At 62.5% G+C, this 18046-nt stretch carries 17 protein-coding genes and 1 tRNA gene; 13 read left to right on the top strand and 5 right to left on the bottom strand.

Annotation, left to right across the window (positions count from 1 at the left end):
* Positions 1–302 precede the first annotated feature (302 nt).
* The 3 genes from ctaD (at position 303) to CACC_RS09445 (ending at position 3900) form a co-directional block, all read left to right on the top strand.
* Entirely contained in the window at positions 303–1997 is a 1695-nt protein-coding gene (gene ctaD, locus CACC_RS09455) for an aa3-type cytochrome oxidase subunit I (protein ID WP_005277744.1), read from the top strand.
* An 81-nt stretch (positions 1998–2078) separates the two neighbouring features.
* Complete coding sequence (serB, locus tag CACC_RS09450) at positions 2079–3185, top strand: phosphoserine phosphatase SerB (protein ID WP_005277747.1); 1107 nt, start codon at positions 2079–2081, stop codon at positions 3183–3185.
* Positions 3178–3900: an aminoacyl-tRNA hydrolase gene (locus CACC_RS09445; protein WP_005277750.1), complete on the top strand. Its 723-nt coding sequence runs from the start codon at positions 3178–3180 to the stop codon at positions 3898–3900. Before serB ends, CACC_RS09445 begins: the two co-directional genes overlap by 8 nt.
* Here CACC_RS09445 and CACC_RS09440 read toward each other — a convergent pair.
* Complete coding sequence (locus tag CACC_RS09440) at positions 3866–5830, bottom strand: ATP-dependent DNA helicase (protein ID WP_005277751.1); 1965 nt, start codon at positions 5828–5830, stop codon at positions 3866–3868. The genes CACC_RS09445 and CACC_RS09440 overlap by 35 nt on opposite strands.
* An 18-nt stretch (positions 5831–5848) precedes the next feature.
* Entirely contained in the window at positions 5849–7177 is a 1329-nt protein-coding gene (locus CACC_RS09435; RefSeq protein ID WP_005277754.1) for a nicotinate phosphoribosyltransferase, read from the bottom strand.
* 117 nt (positions 7178–7294) lie between these two features.
* Here CACC_RS09435 and clpS point away from each other — a divergent pair, with 117 nt between their 5' ends.
* From clpS to rdgB, 8 genes are read left to right on the top strand one after another with little or no spacing between them, the layout of a single operon-like run.
* Positions 7295–7621, top strand: a complete 327-nt coding sequence (gene clpS, locus CACC_RS09430; RefSeq protein WP_005277757.1) for an ATP-dependent Clp protease adapter ClpS — start codon at positions 7295–7297, stop codon at positions 7619–7621.
* A 4-nt stretch (positions 7622–7625) separates the two neighbouring features.
* Positions 7626–8162: a DUF2017 domain-containing protein gene (locus CACC_RS09425; protein ID WP_005277760.1), complete on the top strand. Its 537-nt coding sequence runs from the start codon at positions 7626–7628 to the stop codon at positions 8160–8162.
* On the top strand, positions 8162–9076 hold the full coding sequence (locus CACC_RS09420) for a P1 family peptidase (RefSeq protein ID WP_005277765.1): 915 nt from the start codon (positions 8162–8164) through the stop codon (positions 9074–9076). The genes CACC_RS09425 and CACC_RS09420 overlap by 1 nt, the downstream gene beginning before the upstream one ends.
* Positions 9077–9089: 13 nt before the next feature.
* Positions 9090–9722: a rhomboid family intramembrane serine protease gene (locus tag CACC_RS09415; protein WP_005277768.1), complete on the top strand. Its 633-nt coding sequence runs from the start codon at positions 9090–9092 to the stop codon at positions 9720–9722.
* Positions 9722–10501: a glutamate racemase gene (gene murI, locus CACC_RS09410; protein WP_005277770.1), complete on the top strand. Its 780-nt coding sequence runs from the start codon at positions 9722–9724 to the stop codon at positions 10499–10501. Before CACC_RS09415 ends, murI begins: the two co-directional genes overlap by 1 nt.
* Positions 10502–10561: 60 nt before the next feature.
* Positions 10562–11323: an MBL fold metallo-hydrolase gene (locus CACC_RS09405; RefSeq protein ID WP_005277771.1), complete on the top strand. Its 762-nt coding sequence runs from the start codon at positions 10562–10564 to the stop codon at positions 11321–11323.
* Between the two features lie 15 nt (positions 11324–11338).
* Entirely contained in the window at positions 11339–12067 is a 729-nt protein-coding gene (rph, locus tag CACC_RS09400; RefSeq protein ID WP_005277773.1) for a ribonuclease PH, read from the top strand.
* Complete coding sequence (gene rdgB / locus CACC_RS09395; protein ID WP_005277776.1) at positions 12061–12663, top strand: RdgB/HAM1 family non-canonical purine NTP pyrophosphatase; 603 nt, start codon at positions 12061–12063, stop codon at positions 12661–12663. Before rph ends, rdgB begins: the two co-directional genes overlap by 7 nt.
* Here rdgB and CACC_RS09390 read toward each other — a convergent pair whose 3' ends face one another.
* Both CACC_RS09390 and CACC_RS09385 read right to left on the bottom strand, forming a co-directional pair.
* A complete protein-coding gene (locus CACC_RS09390) occupies positions 12664–13014 on the bottom strand; it encodes a DUF3817 domain-containing protein (protein ID WP_005277777.1) in 351 nt (116 codons plus the stop codon). It abuts the gene before it with no gap.
* A gap of 3 nt (positions 13015–13017) precedes the next feature.
* Positions 13018–13494, bottom strand: a complete 477-nt coding sequence (locus CACC_RS09385) for an MreC domain-containing protein (protein WP_005277779.1) — start codon at positions 13492–13494, stop codon at positions 13018–13020.
* 96 nt (positions 13495–13590) lie between these two features.
* Here CACC_RS09385 and CACC_RS09380 point away from each other — a divergent pair.
* Positions 13591–13672: transfer RNA gene (locus CACC_RS09380), tRNA-Leu, on the top strand.
* A 52-nt stretch (positions 13673–13724) separates the two neighbouring features.
* On the opposite strand, the gene CACC_RS09375 is transcribed toward CACC_RS09380, so the two are convergent.
* Entirely contained in the window at positions 13725–15632 is a 1908-nt protein-coding gene (locus CACC_RS09375; protein WP_005277780.1) for a solute carrier family 23 protein, read from the bottom strand.
* A gap of 311 nt (positions 15633–15943) precedes the next feature.
* On the opposite strand from CACC_RS09375, the gene pflB reads away from it, so the two are divergent.
* The gene (pflB, locus tag CACC_RS09370; RefSeq protein WP_005277782.1) at positions 15944–18031 is read left to right on the top strand and encodes a formate C-acetyltransferase; all 2088 of its coding nucleotides are present in this window, start codon (positions 15944–15946) and stop codon (positions 18029–18031) included.
* Positions 18032–18046 lie beyond the last annotated feature (15 nt).

The raw sequence follows: 18046 nt of genomic DNA, 5'->3' as shown, positions 1-18046 counted from the left end.
TTTAACCTCAACCGAAAGGTTGATAACGAGCGGGGGTGCGTTTTTCGGTTTTTGACCTGCGTATCTGGCGCACGCTGTGACATGCGACACCACAACCTGGGCGAGAGAACGTAGGCCTTAAATGATGCCCGCCCCACGTGCAGGGGCTATGTGACGGTTGTGGTTATTGAGGGAATACCCCCAAGCTGGCAGACCTTTAAGGGAAGCTGGCAAGAACAGGGGAAAATGTCCTAATATAATCGAGGTAAACCTAGGTGTAGGTGGACCCAGTCCGCTGACACTTTGTTATTCAGGAGGATTCTATGACCGCTGTGGCGCCACGGGTCGACGATTACGTCGCTCCCACACGTCCAGAGCCAACCGGTAGGGAAAAGACCGGTTCAAAGGCTTGGGTATTTTTAACCACCACCGACCACAAGCAGCTGGGCATCATGTACTTGATCATGGCCTTCAGCTTCTTCTTCCTCGGTGGCTTTATGGCATTGCTGATCCGTGCGGAGCTTTTCACCCCGGGTCTGCAGTTCCTGTCCAATGAGCAGTTCAACCAGCTGTTCACCATGCACGGCACTGTGATGCTGCTGCTGTTTGCTACGCCAGTTGTCTGGGGCTTTGGTAACTACATCCTGCCTCTCCAGATCGGCGCGCCGGACGTGGCCTTCCCGCGTCTGAACGCCTTTGGTTTCTGGGTTACCCTGCTCGGCGGTGTCGTCATGCTGCTGGGCTTTATCACCCCTGGTGGTGCGGCTGACTTCGGCTGGACCATGTACATGCCGCTTGCCGATGGCGTACATACCCCCGGTATCGGCGCCGATATGTGGATCGTCGGTGTGGGTGCTACCGGTGTCGGTACCATTGCCTCCGCCATCAACATGATCACCACCATCCTGACCCTGCGCGCACCGGGCATGACCATGTTCCGCATGCCGGTCTTCTGCTGGGGTATCTTCACCGCCTCCGCCATCGTGCTGATGATCTTCCCGCTGCTGACCGCAGCCGCTCTGGGCGTGCTGTATGACCGCAAGCTAGGCGGCCACATCTACGATTCCGCTAACGGCGGTGCCATCCTGTGGCAGCACCTATTCTGGTTCTTCGGCCACCCTGAGGTCTACGTCCTCGCGCTGCCGTTCTTCGGCGTTGTCTCCGAGATCGTCCCGGTCTTCTCCCGCAAGCCGGTCTTCGGCTACATCGGCTTGGTCTTCGCCATCCTAGCCATCGGCTCGCTGTCCATGGCCGTGTGGGCACACCACCTGTTCGTCACCGGCGCCATCCTGCTGCCGTTCTTCTCGTTCATGACGTTCCTGATTGCAGTGCCTACCGGTGTGAAGTTCTTCAACTGGGTCGGCACCATGTGGAAGGGCCACATCACCTGGGATACCCCGATGATTTGGGCCATGGGCTTCATGGCTACCTTCCTCTTCGGCGGTATGACCGGTGTCATGCTCGCCGCTCCGGCGCTGGACTTCCACTTGGCTGAGTCCTACTTCCTGATTGCGCACTTCCACTACACCCTGTTCGGTACGGTTGTGTTCTCCGCATTCGGTGGCCTGTACTTCTGGTTCCCGAAGATGACCGGCCGCATGCTGGACGAGCGCCTGGGCAAGATTCACTTCTGGTTGACCTTCATCGGCTTCCACGGCACGTTCCTGATTCAGCACTGGGTTGGCAACATGGGTATGCCGCGTCGCTACGCCGACTACCTCGAGTCTGATGGCTTCACGGTCTTCAACCAGATTTCCACCATCTTCTCCTTCGTCCTCGGCGCTTCCGTTATCCCGTTGGTATGGAACGTCTTCAAGTCTTGGCGCTACGGTGAGGTCGTTACCGTGGATGACCCATGGGGCTACGGTAACTCCCTGGAGTGGGCAACCTCCTGCCCGCCTCCGGGCCACAACTTCACCTCCTTGCCACGTATCCGCTCTGAGCGTCCGGCATTCGAGCTGCACTACCCGCACATGGTTGAGCGCATGCGCGAGGAAGCTCACGTGGGCAAGCACTAAGCCCGCACTTTAACTCCTGACTACAGCCGCCTTCCCCAGCCTCTCAGAGGTAGGGAGGGCGGCTTTGGCGTCTGTGGGATAATGGCCGGTGTGAATACTCAAGCTGAAACCACGACCATTACTAGCTTCGGACCGGACGAGCCTGGGGCGGCCGCCGCTTTCTTTACCGCGTTGGCTGATTTCTCTGCCCCGCTTGCCGATGTCCACCTCGCCACCGCCTCCAACCACCTCACCCTCACCGCGCAGTGCGGTAACGCTGCCCTAGAGGAACGAGTGCGCGAGGCCATGGCGCCCTTCGGGCACGAGGTGTCCGTTGCACCAAGCTATGCCGTCGCGCTCATCGGCGCGGAGATTACCGCTGAGGACATTAGCGCGGTGCAGGAGACCGTGAAAGGGGAGACGTTTCGCATGCGCCGGATAGCATTGGATTCCCTTTCCGCGGTGGAACTTACCGTGACGCTCGAAGACGCGGACTCGGCGCGGCGGGCGCTGCGGGAGGTTGCCGAGGACCGCGGCATTGATATTTCCCTCGAGAGCCTGAGCAATCGGGGCAAGCGCTTGGTGTGCTTCGACTGCGATTCGACGCTGATTGAAGGCGAGGTTATCGAGATGCTCGCCGCCCACGCGGGCAAGGAAGCAGAGGTGGCCGCGGTGACCGAGCGCGCCATGCGCGGCGAATTGGACTTCGAGGAGTCCCTGCGCGAGCGCGTCGCGGTGCTTGAGAGTCTCGATGCCTCCATCCTCGATGAGGTCGCCCGCGATATAGAGCTCACGCCCGGCGCTAGGGAAGCGATCGGAACCCTCCACCGTCTGGGCCACCGCACCGCCGTGGTATCGGGTGGCTTTATTCAAGTTCTCGAGGGCTTGGCCACAGACCTCCAGCTCGACTACGTGCGGGCCAATACCCTCGAAATCCGCGATGGGAAGCTGACCGGCAAGGTCATTGGAAAGGTGGTCGACCGCCAGGCCAAGGAGGAATTCTTGCGCGAATTCGCCGCCGATTCCGGAATCGGCATGGAGTCCACCGTCGCTGTGGGCGATGGCGCCAATGACATCGCCATGGTCACCGCTGCCGGGTTGGGTATTGCCTTTGACGCGAAGCCTGCGCTGCGCGAGGCCGCTGATGCCTGCATCACCCCGCGCCGCCTCGACGCCGTCCTACCGATGCTGGGGATTGCCGATGACTAAGTTCGAGATAGCGCACCAACGCCTCGTTGCCGCCTGCACCGCCCGGGATTCCCACGAGGACCCCGCGGACCCGTCGACCGTGCAGGCGATGCAGATAGCCCTCCATCTTCCCAAGCAGGTTCCCCCGGCGCGCAGCGAGGTGCTTGCCGCGGCCGCCCGAGCTGTGGTGGCCACCTGCTTGGATGACCGCGCCGGCGAGGATGGCGCCTTCGCCGCGGCACTCGCGCAGTGGTACGGCCACCGCATCCGCAAAATCGCCCGCCGCGCCCGCAATAAGGCGTGGCGCGATGTCCAGCTGCTGCCCGGGGTGACCATTGATGACCGCGCGCGTGCCTTTGCACCCTCGGCGGTGGGGGAGGTGGACCCGTTGATTAGCAAGCTGCAGATTGGTCATACCGACCTCGCGATGGACGAACCAGGGCCTCCGCCTGTCGATACCCCCATTATCTACGTCGACCGCAGCCTCGCCATGACTGCGGGCAAGGCCGCCGCCCAGGTGGGGCATGGCTCGATGATGCTCGCCGCCGCTATGAGCCAAGAGGAAGCCGCTGCGTGGGCGGCAGATGGTTTTCCGCTCTTCGTCCGCGAGGTGGACCCTAAGATATTTCGCACCGCTTGCGCGGAGAAAGACGCGGTCGTCATCATTGATGCTGGGTTTACCGAGATCGCCCCAGATTCGGCTACCGTGTGTGCGCTGCGGCAACCAATCGCTTAAGCGCCCCGCGTACGGTCTCCGGGTTTGTGGTTTGCCAGAACCGCGGCATGGACGCCTTGAGGAACGAACCGTAGCGCTTGTATTCCAGCCGGTTATCCAGCACGGCGACGACGCCGCGGTCCGTGACGTGGCGTAAAAGCCGCCCGGATCCCTGTGCCATGAGGAGTGCCGCGTGATTGGCGGAGACCTCCATGAACCCGGAGCGCCCGGCGGCATCGGCTGCCTGGGATCGGGCCTGCAGCAGTGGGTTATCGGGCCGCGGGAAGGGGATGCGGTCAATGAGGACCAGCGAGCACGATGGCCCCGGCACGTCCACGCCCTGCCAGAGGGTTAACGTGCCAAACAGGCAGGAGTTTTCCTTCGTGGAGAACTTGTCCACCAGCGTGCCGATGGCATCTTCGCCCTGCACATACAAATCAAACGGCAATCGCGGCGCCAAGGCCTCCGCGGCTTCTTCTGCCGCCCTACGCGAGGAGAATAACCCCAGCGTGCGCCCGCCGGCGGCCATGATGAGCTCGTATATTTCCTCCAAGGTTTCGGCGGACAGGCCATCGCGCCCCGGCGCCGGAAGGTGTTTGGCGGTATATAAGATGCCGGATTTCGCCGGGTCAAAGGGCGTTCCTGCATCGAGCGTGTCATACGTGCCGGACGGCAGGCCCCATTGTGCCGCCATGGCGTCGAATCGCCCGCCCAGGGCCAGCGTGGCCGAGGTGAGCACCACCGTTTGCTCCCCAAATAGGTTCTCGCGCAGCATATGCGCGATAGACAGCGGCGCGACGGCGAGCGTATCGGTGCCCTCCAGCCACACGACATCGTCCTGCGCGGCAGGATCATCGGTGGCGAAGACCTCCAAGATTCGCCCGATCGCCTCGGCCAGGTCCGTGAGGTGATTGCTTAAGTTTTGGCGCTCGGCGTTCTTTTCTGGGTCATCGTTGGCCTCGCCTTCTGGGGCGCGGGAGATGAGGGATTTAACGCGCAAGAATTCATCGGCAAGCGCGCGCAAATGTGCCTGCGACGTCTCATCTAAATCCGTCCAGCGGCCGGGTTCCTGGACGCGCAGCAGATCATCGAATTCATCGGCCAACTCCGTGAGGTTCCCGGCATTGCCCAATGACTTAGCCCGGTTCGCCGCCATCTTAATGGCGCGGGAAGTAATCTCCGCCGTGGAAACGGAGGTAATGCGCCCATCGAGCTCGTGGGCCTCGTCGATGATCGCCACATCGTGTTCGGGCAGGATATTGGCCTCAGAGATGGCATCGATCGCGAGCATGGCGTGATTGGTGACGATGATATCGACATCGGCAGCCGCCCTGCGGGCCTCTTCGGCGAAGCAATCCGCACCGTGCGGGCAGCGCCCAGCCCCCAAGCACTCATTCGAGGTCACCGATACCGCCCGCCACACCAAATCCGGCACGCCGAAGTCTAAATCATCCCGGTCACCGGTTTCGGTCTCCTGCGCCCAGTCGTGGATGCGGCGCACGGCCTTGCCGCGGTAGGAGATATCGGACTCATCGATAAGAGCCTCCGGGTCATCCGGTGTGGCCGCGATCTTATTCAGGCATACGTAATTATTGCGGCCCTTCATGATGGCGAAGGTGGGGGTGCGCTCCATGACATCGGCTAGCGCCTCCGTCAGCCGCGGGAGGTCGCGCTCCACCAACTGGCGCTGCAGCGCCAGCGTGGCGGTGGAGACGACGACGGTGGAACCCGAGTTCATCGCATGCCGGATGGCCGGAACCAGGTAGGCCAAGGATTTACCCGTACCCGTGCCCGCCTGAACGGCGAGGTGGCGCTCGGATTCCAAGGCCTTGGATACCGCGTTAGCCATGCGAACCTGGCCCTCGCGGCGGGAGCCGCCGAGCGCATCCACCGCCGCGCCTAGCAGCGTTTCCGTGTCGTGGTTTAGGGGCTCATCTGCGGGGTCACTCACCCCACACAGTCTAGCGACCTAGTCCTCAAAGCCCACCATTCGCGTGGGCACGGCGGCGTCATCGCGCGAAAGCGCCAGTCCCTCCCACGGCAGGGTCTTGCGGGCCTCGTCCAAGTAGGTGCGGGAGGCCTCCAGATCGGGCAGGTCCTCTACGATGTGCCCATCGCGCATTAAAGGAATGGTCAACTCGCGGGTGGTGAGCTGGCCCGTATCCGGCGCGTCTGCGGCAAAGGGGTAGACGACCTCTTCTACCGCCACGCCGGAGGACCGGTAGGTGCGCAGCGCGCGCTTTGCCCCGCCCACCGATTGCTTGGACGACGAGCGCTTGGCCACCGGCACTCCGTCGACCTCGACGACCTTGTAGACCATGCCCGCGGTGGGGGCACCAGAGCCGGTGACTACGGAGGTGCCCACGCCGTAGACATCAACGGGATCACCGCGCAGGCCCGCGATGGCGAACTCATCCAAATCGGAGGAAACCACGATATTGGTATTGTGATTGCCCAGCTCATCGAGCTGCTTGCGCACGCGGCGGGTCACCGCGCCCAAGTCACCGGAATCGATGCGCACCCCGCCAAGCTCCGGGCCACCGACCTTGACGGCGGTGTCGACGCCCTTGGTGATGTCATAGGTATCCACCAGCAGGGTGGTATCGATGCCCAGGGTATCGATTTGCGCGCGGAAGGCCGCCTCCTCATTGCTCGTGCCATCCGGGTTCGTATGCGCCAAAGTCCAGGCGTGGGCGGCGGTGCCAGATGCCGGGATGCCGTAGCGGAAGCCGGCCTCCAGATTGGAGGTGGCGGTAAACCCGGCGAGGTACGCGGCACGGGCGGCGGTTACGGCCGCGTATTCGTGGGTGCGGCGGCTGCCCATCTCCAGAATGGGGCGGCCATCGGCGGCGGTGACCATGCGGGATGCGGCAGAGGCGACGGCGGAATCGGCATTCAAGATGGACAGCACGATGGTTTCTAGCACCACGCACTCGCCAAAGGTGCCGCGCACCGTCAAGATAGGAGAGTTGGGAAAATACAGCTCGCCCTCGCGGTAGCCATCGATCTGCCCGGAAAAGCGCCAGTCGCGCAGGTATTGTCGGGTATCTTCATCCAGGAAATCCATCTGTTCCAGCTGCTCGGGGGAGAAGCGGAAGTCCTCTACCGCGCGCAACACGCGGTCGGTGCCGGCGACGACGCCGTAGCGACGCTCATTGGGCAGGCGGCGGGAAAAGACCTCGCAGGTCACGTTGCGGTGGGCGGTGCCATCGCGAAGCGCAGCCTGCAGCATGGTGAGCTCGTATTTATCCGTGAGCAAAGCGGTGGAGCGATCGATAGAGCGTGCTATGTTATTCATGAGCCTGATACTACTCACAGGTTAAGAAGCTTTCAGCATACCCGGGCCACCACCCTGGTGAGCTGCGGGGAGACCCAATGCCCAAAATGCCAGCGAAAAATGATTAGGCTATAAGGCATGAAGCCGCAACACCCCGAAGTCCGTATGAGCTCTCCCATGGCCACGCCCGACTTGGATGAAGGAATCGAAGTTGATGTGGCCGCGAGCGAGAACCTGCCGTGGATGTGCATCGTCTGGGACGATCCCGTCAATTTGATGAGCTACGTGTCCTACGTATTCCAAACCGTTTTGGGCTACGACAAAAAGCGGGCCAACGAGCTGATGATGCAGGTCCACACGGAAGGCAAGGCCGCCGTGTCCAGCGGCGAAAAGGACAAGGTTGAGGCGGACGTGAAAAAGCTCCAGATCGCGGGTCTGTGGGCGACGATGCAACAGGCAGGGTAGATAGATGCAACCGTGGAAAAAGAAGAAATCGCTGATGCGCGGGCCCAAAATCACGGCGGTATTCGAGCCCATGGAGCGCGAGGTCATCGGCAACCTCACCGCCACCGTCTCTGAGGCGATCATCGGCCGCGCCCAGTCCGCGCCGAAAGACGAGCTCGCGGAAATGCTGGACATGCCCACCGGCCATACCGAGGCTCCAGAAGATCCTTCCCTGGCGCGGCTGTTCCCGGACTTCCAAAAGCCCGGCGATGAGGAATACGACGGCGATGCATCCCTTTTGCGCTCGCTGCACGAAAATGACATCGCACGGGCGAAGCTGCAGAACCTGCAGGTCATCGGCAATGCGCTCGGCCCCACCGGCGGGGTAGAGGTCTCCATTTCGGAGCAGGAAGCCCAAGCCTTCGTGGCCGGCCTCAATGACCTGCGCTTATACGTCGCGGCCGGGGACGCGACCGACGAAAACCTCATGACGGACCGCGATACCTTGGTGGAATGGCTGGCCTATTGCCAGGACTCCCTGCTGGAAGTGTTGATGGATTAATGATCGACGGAATTAGCATTGGCCATTTTTCCGGCGAAGATACCGGCGCCACCGTGCTGTACTGCGGGCCGAAGGGTGCGCTAGCCAGCGTGGATGTCCGCGGCGGCGGGCCCGGCACGCGCGAGACCGATCTCTTGCAGCCGCACAATACCGTTGAACGCGTCCACGCCATCGTGCTCGCGGGCGGGTCCGCCTTCGGCTTGGCCGCTGCGGATGGCGTCATGCGCGAATTGGAAGCGCACGGGGTGGGTTTCCCCGTCTTTGGCGAGGACAAGCCCGGCCCGCGCGTGCCCATCGTGCCGGCGGCGGTGATTTTCGATCTGCTGGCGGGCCCCTCCCGCCCGGGACCGGAGGATGGCGCGGCGGCGCTGCGAGCGGCGATGGCCGGACACGACGAGACGGTCGGCACGGTCGGCGCGGGCGTCGGCGCCACGGCGGGCAAGCTGCGCGGCGGCTTCGGCCTGGCCACCCGCAAGGTGGGAAACTACGAGGTCAGCGCCGCGATGGTGGCCAATCCCGTGGGCGAGGTCATCGACCCGCGCTCCGGCCACCTCTACGGCGCGCCGGGCCGCACGCCGGTCAACGCGGACACCTACCGCGACCTGCCGCACCCTGCGGCGAAGCTGAATACGACGATTGGCGCCGTGCTTACCGATGCCCCCGTCACCACCGCCCAAGCCCAACGCCTCGCCATGACGGCCCACGACGGTATTGCGCGCGCCGTTCGCCCCGCGCATTCGCCACTGGACGGAGATACCATTTTCGCCTTGTCGACGGCGCAGGAACCCGCTGAGGTGGACATGGTCCAGCTGTGCGCCGCGGCGGCTGACGTGGTGGAGGAGGCCATCGTCACCGCGGTCACCGCCGCACGCCCTGGCCTGGGGCTTCGCGCGTATCGCGACTTGCTCGGCTAAGATATTGCCCATTATGACTATGGGTGGAACTTCACGTAATCAGCCGGCGCCGACCAGCACGAACAACCGCGGCCGTGGCCGCATCAGCACCGGCCTATCCTTGGCCCTGGGGTTCCTTGCGGTGGAGTGGTCGGTCCACCTCATCAACGCCGTTGTCTTCGGCGGCGGGTTGTCCAATTACGGCATCCGCCCGCTCGACGTGGACGGCCTGTGGGGCATTATCACGGCGCCGCTGCTGCACGGCAGCCTGGAGCACTTGATGTCCAACTCGCTGCCGGGTGCCCTGTTCTGCTTCCTTATCGGCTTGTCTGGGCGCCGGGTGTGGTGGGAGGTCACCCTGATCACCACCGTGGTGGCGGGCCTTGGCACGTGGCTTTTGGGCGGGGCCGGTACCTCGCACATCGGCGCGTCCGGGCTGGTCTATGGCTGGCTGGCCTACCTCGTGGTGCGCGGCGTCTTCAATCGCTCCCTGCTGCAAATCATTTTGGGCATCATCCTGGGCTTTTCCTATTCCGGGCTGATTTGGGGCGTGCTGCCCGTCGCCGAGGGCATTAGCTGGCAAGGCCACCTCTTCGGCGCCCTGGGCGGTGTAGCGGCCGGCATGTTCATCACTTCCGATAACCCCGCAAAGGCAGGGAGGAAATAATGCCCAACGCGTCGTCTCCCATCGGCATCTTTGACTCGGGCGTCGGCGGGCTGACCGTGGCCCGCGCGGTAATGGAGCAGCTGCCGCAAGAATCCGTTATCTATAAGGGTGATACCGCCCACGGCCCCTACGGCCCGCGGCCCATCTCGCAGGTGCGGGCCTTTTCCCAGGATATCGCCGATGAGCTGGTAGAACGCGGCTGCAAGATGCTGGTCATCGCCTGCAATACCGCCACCGCGGCCTTCCTGCACGATGCCCGCGAGCGCTATGATATCCCCATCCTGGAGGTCATCCGCCCGGCCGTGCGCCGCGCCATGTCCACCACGCGCAATGGCAAGATCGGCGTCATCGGCACTGAGGGCACCATCAAATCCGGCGCGTACCAGGACCTGTTCGCGGTCAACCCCAATGTTGAGGCGGTAGCCGCGGCCTGCCCGGACTTCGTTCCCTTTGTCGAGCGCGGGATTACCGCGGGCCGCCAGATCCTCGGCGTCGCCGAGGGCTACCTTGCGCCCCTGCAGGCCCAGGGCGTGGACACCTTGGTCCTGGGATGCACGCACTACCCGCTGCTTACCGGCACCATCCAGCTCGCCATGGGCGAAAACGTGTCCCTGGTGACCTCCTCAGAGGAAACCACCAAGGACGTCATGCGCCTGCTCACGGAAACGGACATGCTCGCCCCCGAGGGCAACCAGACGGTCCATTCCTTCGAATCCACCGGTGATCCAGAGGTCTTCGCCCAGCTGGCCACGCGCTTTTTGGGCCCGCAGATCGGCTAATCCTCCCCCTTTTGCGCGCGGTACCAGCATTTGGGCCGGATTCATGGAACTATTGGTTCCATGAAGCTGACCATCCTAGGCTGCTCCGGTAGCGTACCCACCGCAGACAATCCTGCCTCCGGCTATGTCGTGTCCTTCGACAATGCACCGTCCATCATCCTGGATATGGGCTCGGGCACGCTGGGCCAGCTAGCTCAACTGCAGGATCCGTGCGATGCTCACGTGGCCTTTAGCCACCTGCACGCGGATCACTGCGCGGATTTTCCCTCCCTCATGGTGTGGCGCCGCTTCCATCCCACCGCCCCGGCGGCCTCGCGTAACTTCTGCTTCGGCCCCTCCGCCACGCCGACGCACCTAGGCCGCCTGTCCTCTGACGAGGTAAATGGGATGGACGATATGTCCGATACCTTGGCGTTTAGCCCGTGGGTGGCGGGGGAGCGCCAGCTTGTCGATGACGTCTTTATCACCCCCTTCCCCGTCAATCACCCGGTTGAGGCCTATGCGCTGCGCATCGAGCACGCCAAGACCGGCAAGACCATTACCTATTCCGGCGATACGTCTTATACGCCCGCGCTTGTCGATGCCGCCCGGGGCGCCGATCTCTTCCTCTGCGAGGCCACCTGGGGTGCTTCCTCCGAGGGCATGGCACCCGGCATGCACATGTCGGGCGCGGAAGCGGGGCGCGCGGCGCGGGAAGCGGGCGTTCGCACGCTGGTACTAATCCACATCCAGCCCTGGGGCGATGCTGAGGCCACCGTGGCGGCGGCACGAGAGGAATTCGACGGCGAAATCGTGCTGGGTACTGCGGGCATGCAGTTCTAAGTTACGCTGGAGGGCATGACTGAATTTACTCGTGCCGATGGGCGCGCGCTCGACCAAATGCGCAGCGTCCGCATTACCCGCAATTTCACCACCAACCCGGCTGGATCCGTCTTGGTGGAATTTGGCAATACCCGCGTGATGTGCACCGCCTCCGTCGAACTCGGGGTGCCGCGTTTCAAGCGCGATTCCGGCGAAGGCTGGCTGACCGCCGAGTACGCCATGCTGCCATCTGCTACCCACGACCGCATGCCGCGCGAGTCCATGCGCGGCAAGGTCAAGGGCCGTACCCACGAGATTTCCCGCCTGGTCGGCCGCTCCCTGCGCGCCGCCGTGGACCTGGAGGAGCTGGGCGAAAACACCATCCAACTCGATTGCGACGTGCTGCAGGCCGATGGCGGCACCCGCACCGCCTCCATCACGGGCGCCTACGTTGCGCTTGCCGATGCCATCGCCCACCTCAAGTCCGAAGGCGTCGTCCCCGGCGAGCCTCTGCTCGATCCCATCGCTGCGGTCTCCGTGGGCATCATCGACGGCGAAATCTGCCTGGATTTGCCCTATGAGGAAGATTCCCGCGCCGAGGTGGATCTTAACGTGGTGATGCAGGAATCCGGCGACTTCGTAGAAATCCAGGGCACCGGCGAGCACGGCCTCTTCGGCCGCGAGCAGCTCAACGGCATGCTGGATGTGGCCCAGAAGGGCTGCAGCGAGCTCATCGCGGCGCAGAAAGCGGCGCTGGGATGGTAATCCTCGTCGCCTCCGGCAATCCGAAGAAGCTGGCCGAGCTCGATCGTATCTTGTCCGAGGCGGGCATCGAGGGCGTGGAGCTGCGCCTGCTTTCCGAGGTCGAACCCTACCCAGAGCCCGTCGAAAATGGCCGCACCTTTGCCGATAACGCGCTCATTAAGGCCCGCGCTGGGGCCGCCGCCACGGGCCTGGTGACCATCGCGGATGATTCCGGGCTGGCCATCGAGGAGCTCAACGGCATGCCCGGGGTGCTCTCTGCCCGCTGGTCCGGCGAACATGGCAACGACCAGGCCAATAATGACCTAGTCTTGGCGCAGATGGCGGATGTGCCGGATGATCGGCGCGCCGCTGCCTTCGTCTCCGTGTGCGCCCTCGTGACCCCCGAAGGCACAGAGCGCGTGGCTGAGGGCCGCTGGGAGGGCAAGCTTTTGCGCGAGCCGCGCGGCGCTAATGGTTTTGGCTACGACCCGCTCTTCCAACCAGAAGGCGAGCCGCGTTCTGCGGCGGAAATGTCGCCTGCGGAAAAGAACGCGGTCTCGCACCGCGGCCGCGCCCTTTCCCAGCTAGCCCCGTTCATTGCGGAGCTGGCCGGCTAATTAAGCGTTGAGCTGGAATTGCTCCTCGATTTCCTTGCGGCGCTTGTGCTCCATCCAGAAGGACAGGAAAGGCACCACGCCGGCGAGCGCGGTGGTAATCAGCTTGCCGGCGGGCCACAGCGCGCGCGGGCCCAGAATCAGGATGGACAGCAGGTAGGTCATGTACGCGATGCCGTGCACGATGGCGATATAGGTCGCCCATTCCGGGATTTCTGCTCCCATGACGTACTGGAAGAACATGCGGATGACCAGGATGATCAGGAAGATACCGGTCACCGTGGCCGCGATGGAAAAGAACTTCAGCGGGCCGCGGATGCGCGCCTTGCGGTCTGGGTGTACCTGGTTTGTCATGATTTATTTTCTCCTTTTATCTGTCGGGCCTTCGCCGCGATCCTCTGCGGTGGACCCGCGGCGGCGCCGGGGCTGATTCAACGCATTAAACTCTTCCACATTTAGCTGCGGGCGCTGCGGCAAGAAATCCTCATCGATGGCGGTTTTCTCCGCCGAACCCCTCACCTCAGAACCATCGGACGAACTAGATTCTGCGTCGGCGTTTTCTGAGGCCTGCAGCGAATCCATCTCGCGGGCTTCGTTTTCCGCGGCGAGGCGCTCATTTTCATAGCGCAGCGTGGTGCGATAGGCATAGACCACGAACACGGCAAAAAGAGGCCACTGGAAGGCATAGCCCAAGTTCTGGAAAGTGCCCGAGCCGGAGCGGAAGCGCGTCCACTGCCAATAGGCGAGGAAGAGGAAAAGCACCACGAAAAAAATGACGAGGGCGATGTGCCACCACCGCACCTTCACGCGCCGTTTCTTCTGATCCTCGTGCATACTCACCTCACCCAGCCTACCTATCCGCCGCCGCAATACGGAATGCCCCTGGTTTCTTGTTTATCAGCCCGCCGTGTACACTATTCAACGTTGCTCGCGCCCGTGGCGGAATTGGCAGACGCGCTAGATTTAGGTTCTAGTGTCTTATGACGTGTGAGTTCAAGTCTCACCGGGCGCACAAGAAAAGCACCGCAGTACTTGCTTGAAGAACTGCGGTGCTTTTGCGGATCCTAATCTACCTCGGTGAACTTGCGGTCCCAGGAGGAGCGGACGGGGTTGGCATCGGCAAGCAGGATATCGAAGCGGTCATTGGCGATCTCGACGATTTCGCTGAGAGCAATGCGATATTCCTGCGCATCGGAATTGGCCAGGCGCCGCACGCCGGCATCGATGACGCGCTCCACCGTGTCATTGGTATCGAGGTACGCGACAAAGGGCATTCCAAAGCGCTCGCGGTAGGCGGCAGATAGCTCGGTAATGCGCTCGGTTTGCACGTCGTCAAGCTCGCTGAGTCCCAGCGAGCCGCGGTCGGCGGAAATATTCGCCGCCTCATCGGCAGAGGCCAAAAGCAGCTCGTCCATCGCGGGGTAGTCGTGGATGAGCGCATCGCGGCGTTCAGCATCCGCGGTCAGCACGGCAACCTGGATGGCGGCGCGCAGCTCGTTGACATCGCTAAACGGCCGGGACTGCCAGGCTAGCTCCAGCGGCCAGGTCTCATTATTAAAGAGCGGGCGCAGCGCGGCGGTGAACTCCTCGCGCGAGGCCTCGTTCAGCTCGTTGAGGCTCACGCCCTTGCCATCGGCGCGCGAGACCTGCGTGCTCGCGCTGCCGGTGTGGAAGAACAACAAGTTGAGCAGAATGGCGGTAATCGCGCCGATGGACATGCCAGAAGAAACGAAGGTCTGCGCCCACTCCGGGAAGGCAGTGGCAACCTCCGGCTTGAAGGTCACCAGCATGGCCAGGCCCAGCGCGGAGGTGACGATGACGGAGTTGCGGCCATCGCTGAGATCCGACTTTGCAATGGTCTGCAGGCCCACCCACGCCACGTTGGCAAAAAGCGCGAGCGATGCGCCGCCGAGCACCGGCGACGGAATCGCGGCGACCACCGCGCCGGCCTTCGGCAACAGGCCCAGCACGATCATGAACCCCGCGGCTGCTACGGCCACCCAGCGCGATTTCACATTGGTCAGGCGCACCAGGCCCACGTTTTGCGCAAAGCAGGTATAGGGGAAGGAATTCATGACGCCGCCCACTAGGGTAGAAACGCCATCGGCGCGGATGGCGCGCACCACATCATCGCGGCGGATGCGCTTTTTGACGATTTCGCCGGTGGCAAATACATCGCCAGTCGTTTCCACCATCGTGATGATCATGACGATAATCAGCGAGAAGATCGCCACGAGGTCGAATTTCGGCATGCCGAAATAAAACGGCGTCGTAATGCCGAGGGCGGGGGAGGAGGAGACTTCGCTAAAGGAGGCATCGCCAAGCGCGAGCGCCACGCCCGTGCCCAGGACCAAGCCGATGAGCACCGCCAACGTGCCCACGAAGCCGGAGGAAAAACGCTGCACCATAATGATGACCGCCAGCGTGCCAAAGCCATAGAGCAAATCGCGCGTGGCCGGCACGCCCTCGGCATAATTGACAAAGTCATTGGCCGATACCGCCAGCAGCGAGGTGCCCATCACCAGCAGCACCGAACCGGTAACCACCGGCGGGAAGAAGCGCAGCACCTTGCCAAAGACTGGCGCGGCGAAGAAGGTAAAAAGGCCCGCGACGATGATGGCGCCGTAAATCGTGGGCAGCGATGCCACCCCGCCCTCGCCGTCGGTGGCTCCCAGGCCAATCGCGATGATGGGCGATACCGCCGTCGTGGTCACGCCCTGCACGATGGGCAGGCGCACGCCAATATGCTTGCCGATGCCCACCGACTGAATGATCGTCGCAATGCCGCAGGTTAAAAGGTCGGCATTGATGAGGTGGATGGTAGTTTCCGCGTCCAGGTTCAACGAGCTGGCGATGAGCAGCGGGACGATGACCGCCCCGGCATAAAACGCGAGGACGTGCTGCAGCCCAAGGGCGGCGAGTTTCGGCGCGGGGGGAACGATGTCTACGGGGTGCTTGGGCTGGGACGCCACGAAGTCCTCCTTGTTACGGAAGCGAAGCTGACCGCCTTAACAGTAGAGGTACACGCAGGTCGGCGCCAAAGTGTACGTGAGCAAAGCCACGATCGGGGCTAGATTGCCCCCGAACAAAAACGTACGGGAGGTTTATATAAATCGGGCTACCAGCAAAGTATGATGACCGGTTTATAACTGGTGCTCACGGCGATGTTTATGGTTGTTAATTTCGCGAATCGGGCCGACAATGGAGAGGTGACGGGGCTTGATGCTGCGGGAAGAAAAAGGCGGCATGTGCCCCGGGAAATTTGACCCAGAAGAAGGGAATTATGACTACCGCAACTAAGCCCCAGCAGTATCAAGGGTGGGAAGGTTTTGCGCCCGGCCCTTGGACCGAGGGCATCAACGTCCGCGATTTCATCCAGCGCAACTACACGCCTTATGACGGCGATTCCAGCTTCCTCGCTGGCCCCACCGATAAGACGCTGCGCGTGTGGGACACCCTGGAAAAGGACTACCTGTCAGTCGAGCGCGAAAAGCGCATTTACGATGTCGATACGCACACCCCGACCGATATCGATGCCTTCCCGGCCGGCTACATCTCAGAAGACGATGACGTCATCGTCGGCCTACAAACCGATACGCCGCTCAAGCGCGCCATGATGCCGTTCGGTGGCTGGCGCATGGTTAAGCAGGCCATCGGCGAGGCAGGTAAAGAGGTAGACCCCGAGGTGGAGAAGATCTTCACCCGCTACCGCAAGACCCACAACGATGCGGTCTTCGATATCTACACCCCGCGCATCCGCGCCGCCCGTTCATCACACATCATCACCGGCCTGCCCGATGCCTATGGCCGCGGCCGCATCATCGGCGATTACCGCCGCGTGGCGCTGTACGGCGTGGACTTCCTCATCCAGGAAAAGATTGAGGCCCGCGATGCCATTGCCGATGCCGGCTTTTCCGAGCACTGGGCCCGCTACCGCGAGGAGCACTCCGAGCAGATCAAGGCCCTGAAGAAGCTCAAGGCGATGGCCGAGTCCTACGGTTTTGACATCTCCGAGCCGGCGCGCACCGCACACGAGGCCGTGCAGTGGACCTACTTTGGCTACCTCGCCTCCATCAAGTCCCAGGACGGCGCCGCCATGTCCATCGGCCGCCTGTCCGCGTTCTTCGACTGCTACTTCGAGCGCGACTTGGCCGCTGGCATCATCACCGAGGAGCAGGCACAGGAAATCATCGACGCGCTCGTGCTGAAGCTGCGCATTGTCCGCTTCCTGCGCACCATCGACTATGACCAGATTTTCTCCGGCGACCCGTACTGGGCCACCTGGTCCGATGCCGGCTTCGGCAGCGACGGCCGCCACATGGTCACCAAGACTTCCTTCCGCCTCCTGCAGACCCTGATCAACCTGGGGCCATCACCGGAGCCGAATATCACCATTTTCTGGGATCCGGAGCTGCCCGCAGGCTACAAGGAATTCTGCGCACACATCTCCATTGAAACCTCCTCCATCCAGTACGAGTCTGATCGCCAGATTCGCGATGAGTGGGGCGATGACGCGGCGATTGCCTGCTGCGTGTCCCCGATGGAAGTGGGCAAGCAGATGCAGTTCTTCGGCGCCCGCGTCAATGCCGCCAAGGCCCTGCTCTATGCCATGAACGGCGGCCGGGATGAGGTCTCCGGCAAGCAAATCGTCGAAGGCTACGAGCCGATTCAAGGCGATGGCCCGTTGGATTTCGACGAGGTCTGGCAAAAGTACGAGGAGATGCTGGACTGGGTGGTTGGCACCTACGTCGAGGCACTGAACATCATCCACTACTCGCACGATAAGTACGCCTACGAGGCCGTGGAAATGGCGCTGCATGATTCCAATATCATCCGCTCCATGGGCTGCGGCATCGCGGGACTTTCCATCGTCGCCGATTCGCTTTCTGCCATCAAGTACGCCAAGGTCACCCCGGTCCGGGATGAGACCGGCCTGATTACGGATTACATCACCGAAGGCGAATTCCCGTTCTACGGCAACGACGATGACCGCGCCGATGATATCGCCGCCACCATCGTGCACACCGTGATGGAAAAGATTAAGGCCATCCCGATGTACCGCAACGCCATCCCCACCCAGTCCGTGCTGACCATTACCTCCAACGTGGTCTACGGCAAGGCAACAGGTTCCTTCCCGTCGGGCCACAAGGCCGGCACCCCCTTCTCCCCGGGTGCTAACCCAGAAAACGGCGCGGATAACCACGGCATGGTCGCCTCCATGCTGTCGGTGGGCAAGTTGGATTACAAGGATGCCCTGGACGGCATCTCGCTGACCAATACCATCACCCCGTCCGGATTGGGCCGCACCCCAGAAGAGCGCATCACCAACCTGGTGGGCGTGCTGGATGCCGGCTTCATCATGGAACAATAAGAATCACGACAAGGA

It is taken from the genome of Corynebacterium accolens (assembly GCF_023520795.1).
Classification (GTDB): domain Bacteria; phylum Actinomycetota; class Actinomycetes; order Mycobacteriales; family Mycobacteriaceae; genus Corynebacterium; species Corynebacterium accolens.
The sequence above is the reverse complement of the archived record's forward strand: the minus strand, read 5'-3'. Positions and strand labels throughout refer to the sequence as shown.

What these genes read in the sequence shown, in the direction of transcription:
- ctaD (WP_005277744.1), top strand. Translation starts at nt 303, where the DNA reads ATGACCGCTGTGGCGCCACGGGTCGACGATTACGTCGCTCCCACACGT.
- serB (WP_005277747.1), top strand. Translation starts at nt 2,079, where the DNA reads ATGGCCGGTGTGAATACTCAAGCTGAAACCACGACCATTACTAGCTTC.
- CACC_RS09445 (WP_005277750.1), top strand. Translation starts at nt 3,178, where the DNA reads ATGACTAAGTTCGAGATAGCGCACCAACGCCTCGTTGCCGCCTGCACC.
- CACC_RS09435 (WP_005277754.1), bottom strand. Translation starts at nt 7,177, where the DNA reads ATGAATAACATAGCACGCTCTATCGATCGCTCCACCGCTTTGCTCACG.
- clpS (WP_005277757.1), top strand. Translation starts at nt 7,295, where the DNA reads ATGAAGCCGCAACACCCCGAAGTCCGTATGAGCTCTCCCATGGCCACG.
- CACC_RS09425 (WP_005277760.1), top strand. Translation starts at nt 7,626, where the DNA reads ATGCAACCGTGGAAAAAGAAGAAATCGCTGATGCGCGGGCCCAAAATC.
- CACC_RS09420 (WP_005277765.1), top strand. Translation starts at nt 8,162, where the DNA reads ATGATCGACGGAATTAGCATTGGCCATTTTTCCGGCGAAGATACCGGC.
- CACC_RS09415 (WP_005277768.1), top strand. Translation starts at nt 9,090, where the DNA reads ATGACTATGGGTGGAACTTCACGTAATCAGCCGGCGCCGACCAGCACG.
- murI (WP_005277770.1), top strand. Translation starts at nt 9,722, where the DNA reads ATGCCCAACGCGTCGTCTCCCATCGGCATCTTTGACTCGGGCGTCGGC.
- CACC_RS09405 (WP_005277771.1), top strand. Translation starts at nt 10,562, where the DNA reads ATGAAGCTGACCATCCTAGGCTGCTCCGGTAGCGTACCCACCGCAGAC.
- rph (WP_005277773.1), top strand. Translation starts at nt 11,339, where the DNA reads ATGACTGAATTTACTCGTGCCGATGGGCGCGCGCTCGACCAAATGCGC.
- rdgB (WP_005277776.1), top strand. Translation starts at nt 12,061, where the DNA reads ATGGTAATCCTCGTCGCCTCCGGCAATCCGAAGAAGCTGGCCGAGCTC.
- CACC_RS09390 (WP_005277777.1), bottom strand. Translation starts at nt 13,014, where the DNA reads ATGACAAACCAGGTACACCCAGACCGCAAGGCGCGCATCCGCGGCCCG.
- CACC_RS09385 (WP_005277779.1), bottom strand. Translation starts at nt 13,494, where the DNA reads ATGCACGAGGATCAGAAGAAACGGCGCGTGAAGGTGCGGTGGTGGCAC.
- pflB (WP_005277782.1), top strand. Translation starts at nt 15,944, where the DNA reads ATGACTACCGCAACTAAGCCCCAGCAGTATCAAGGGTGGGAAGGTTTT.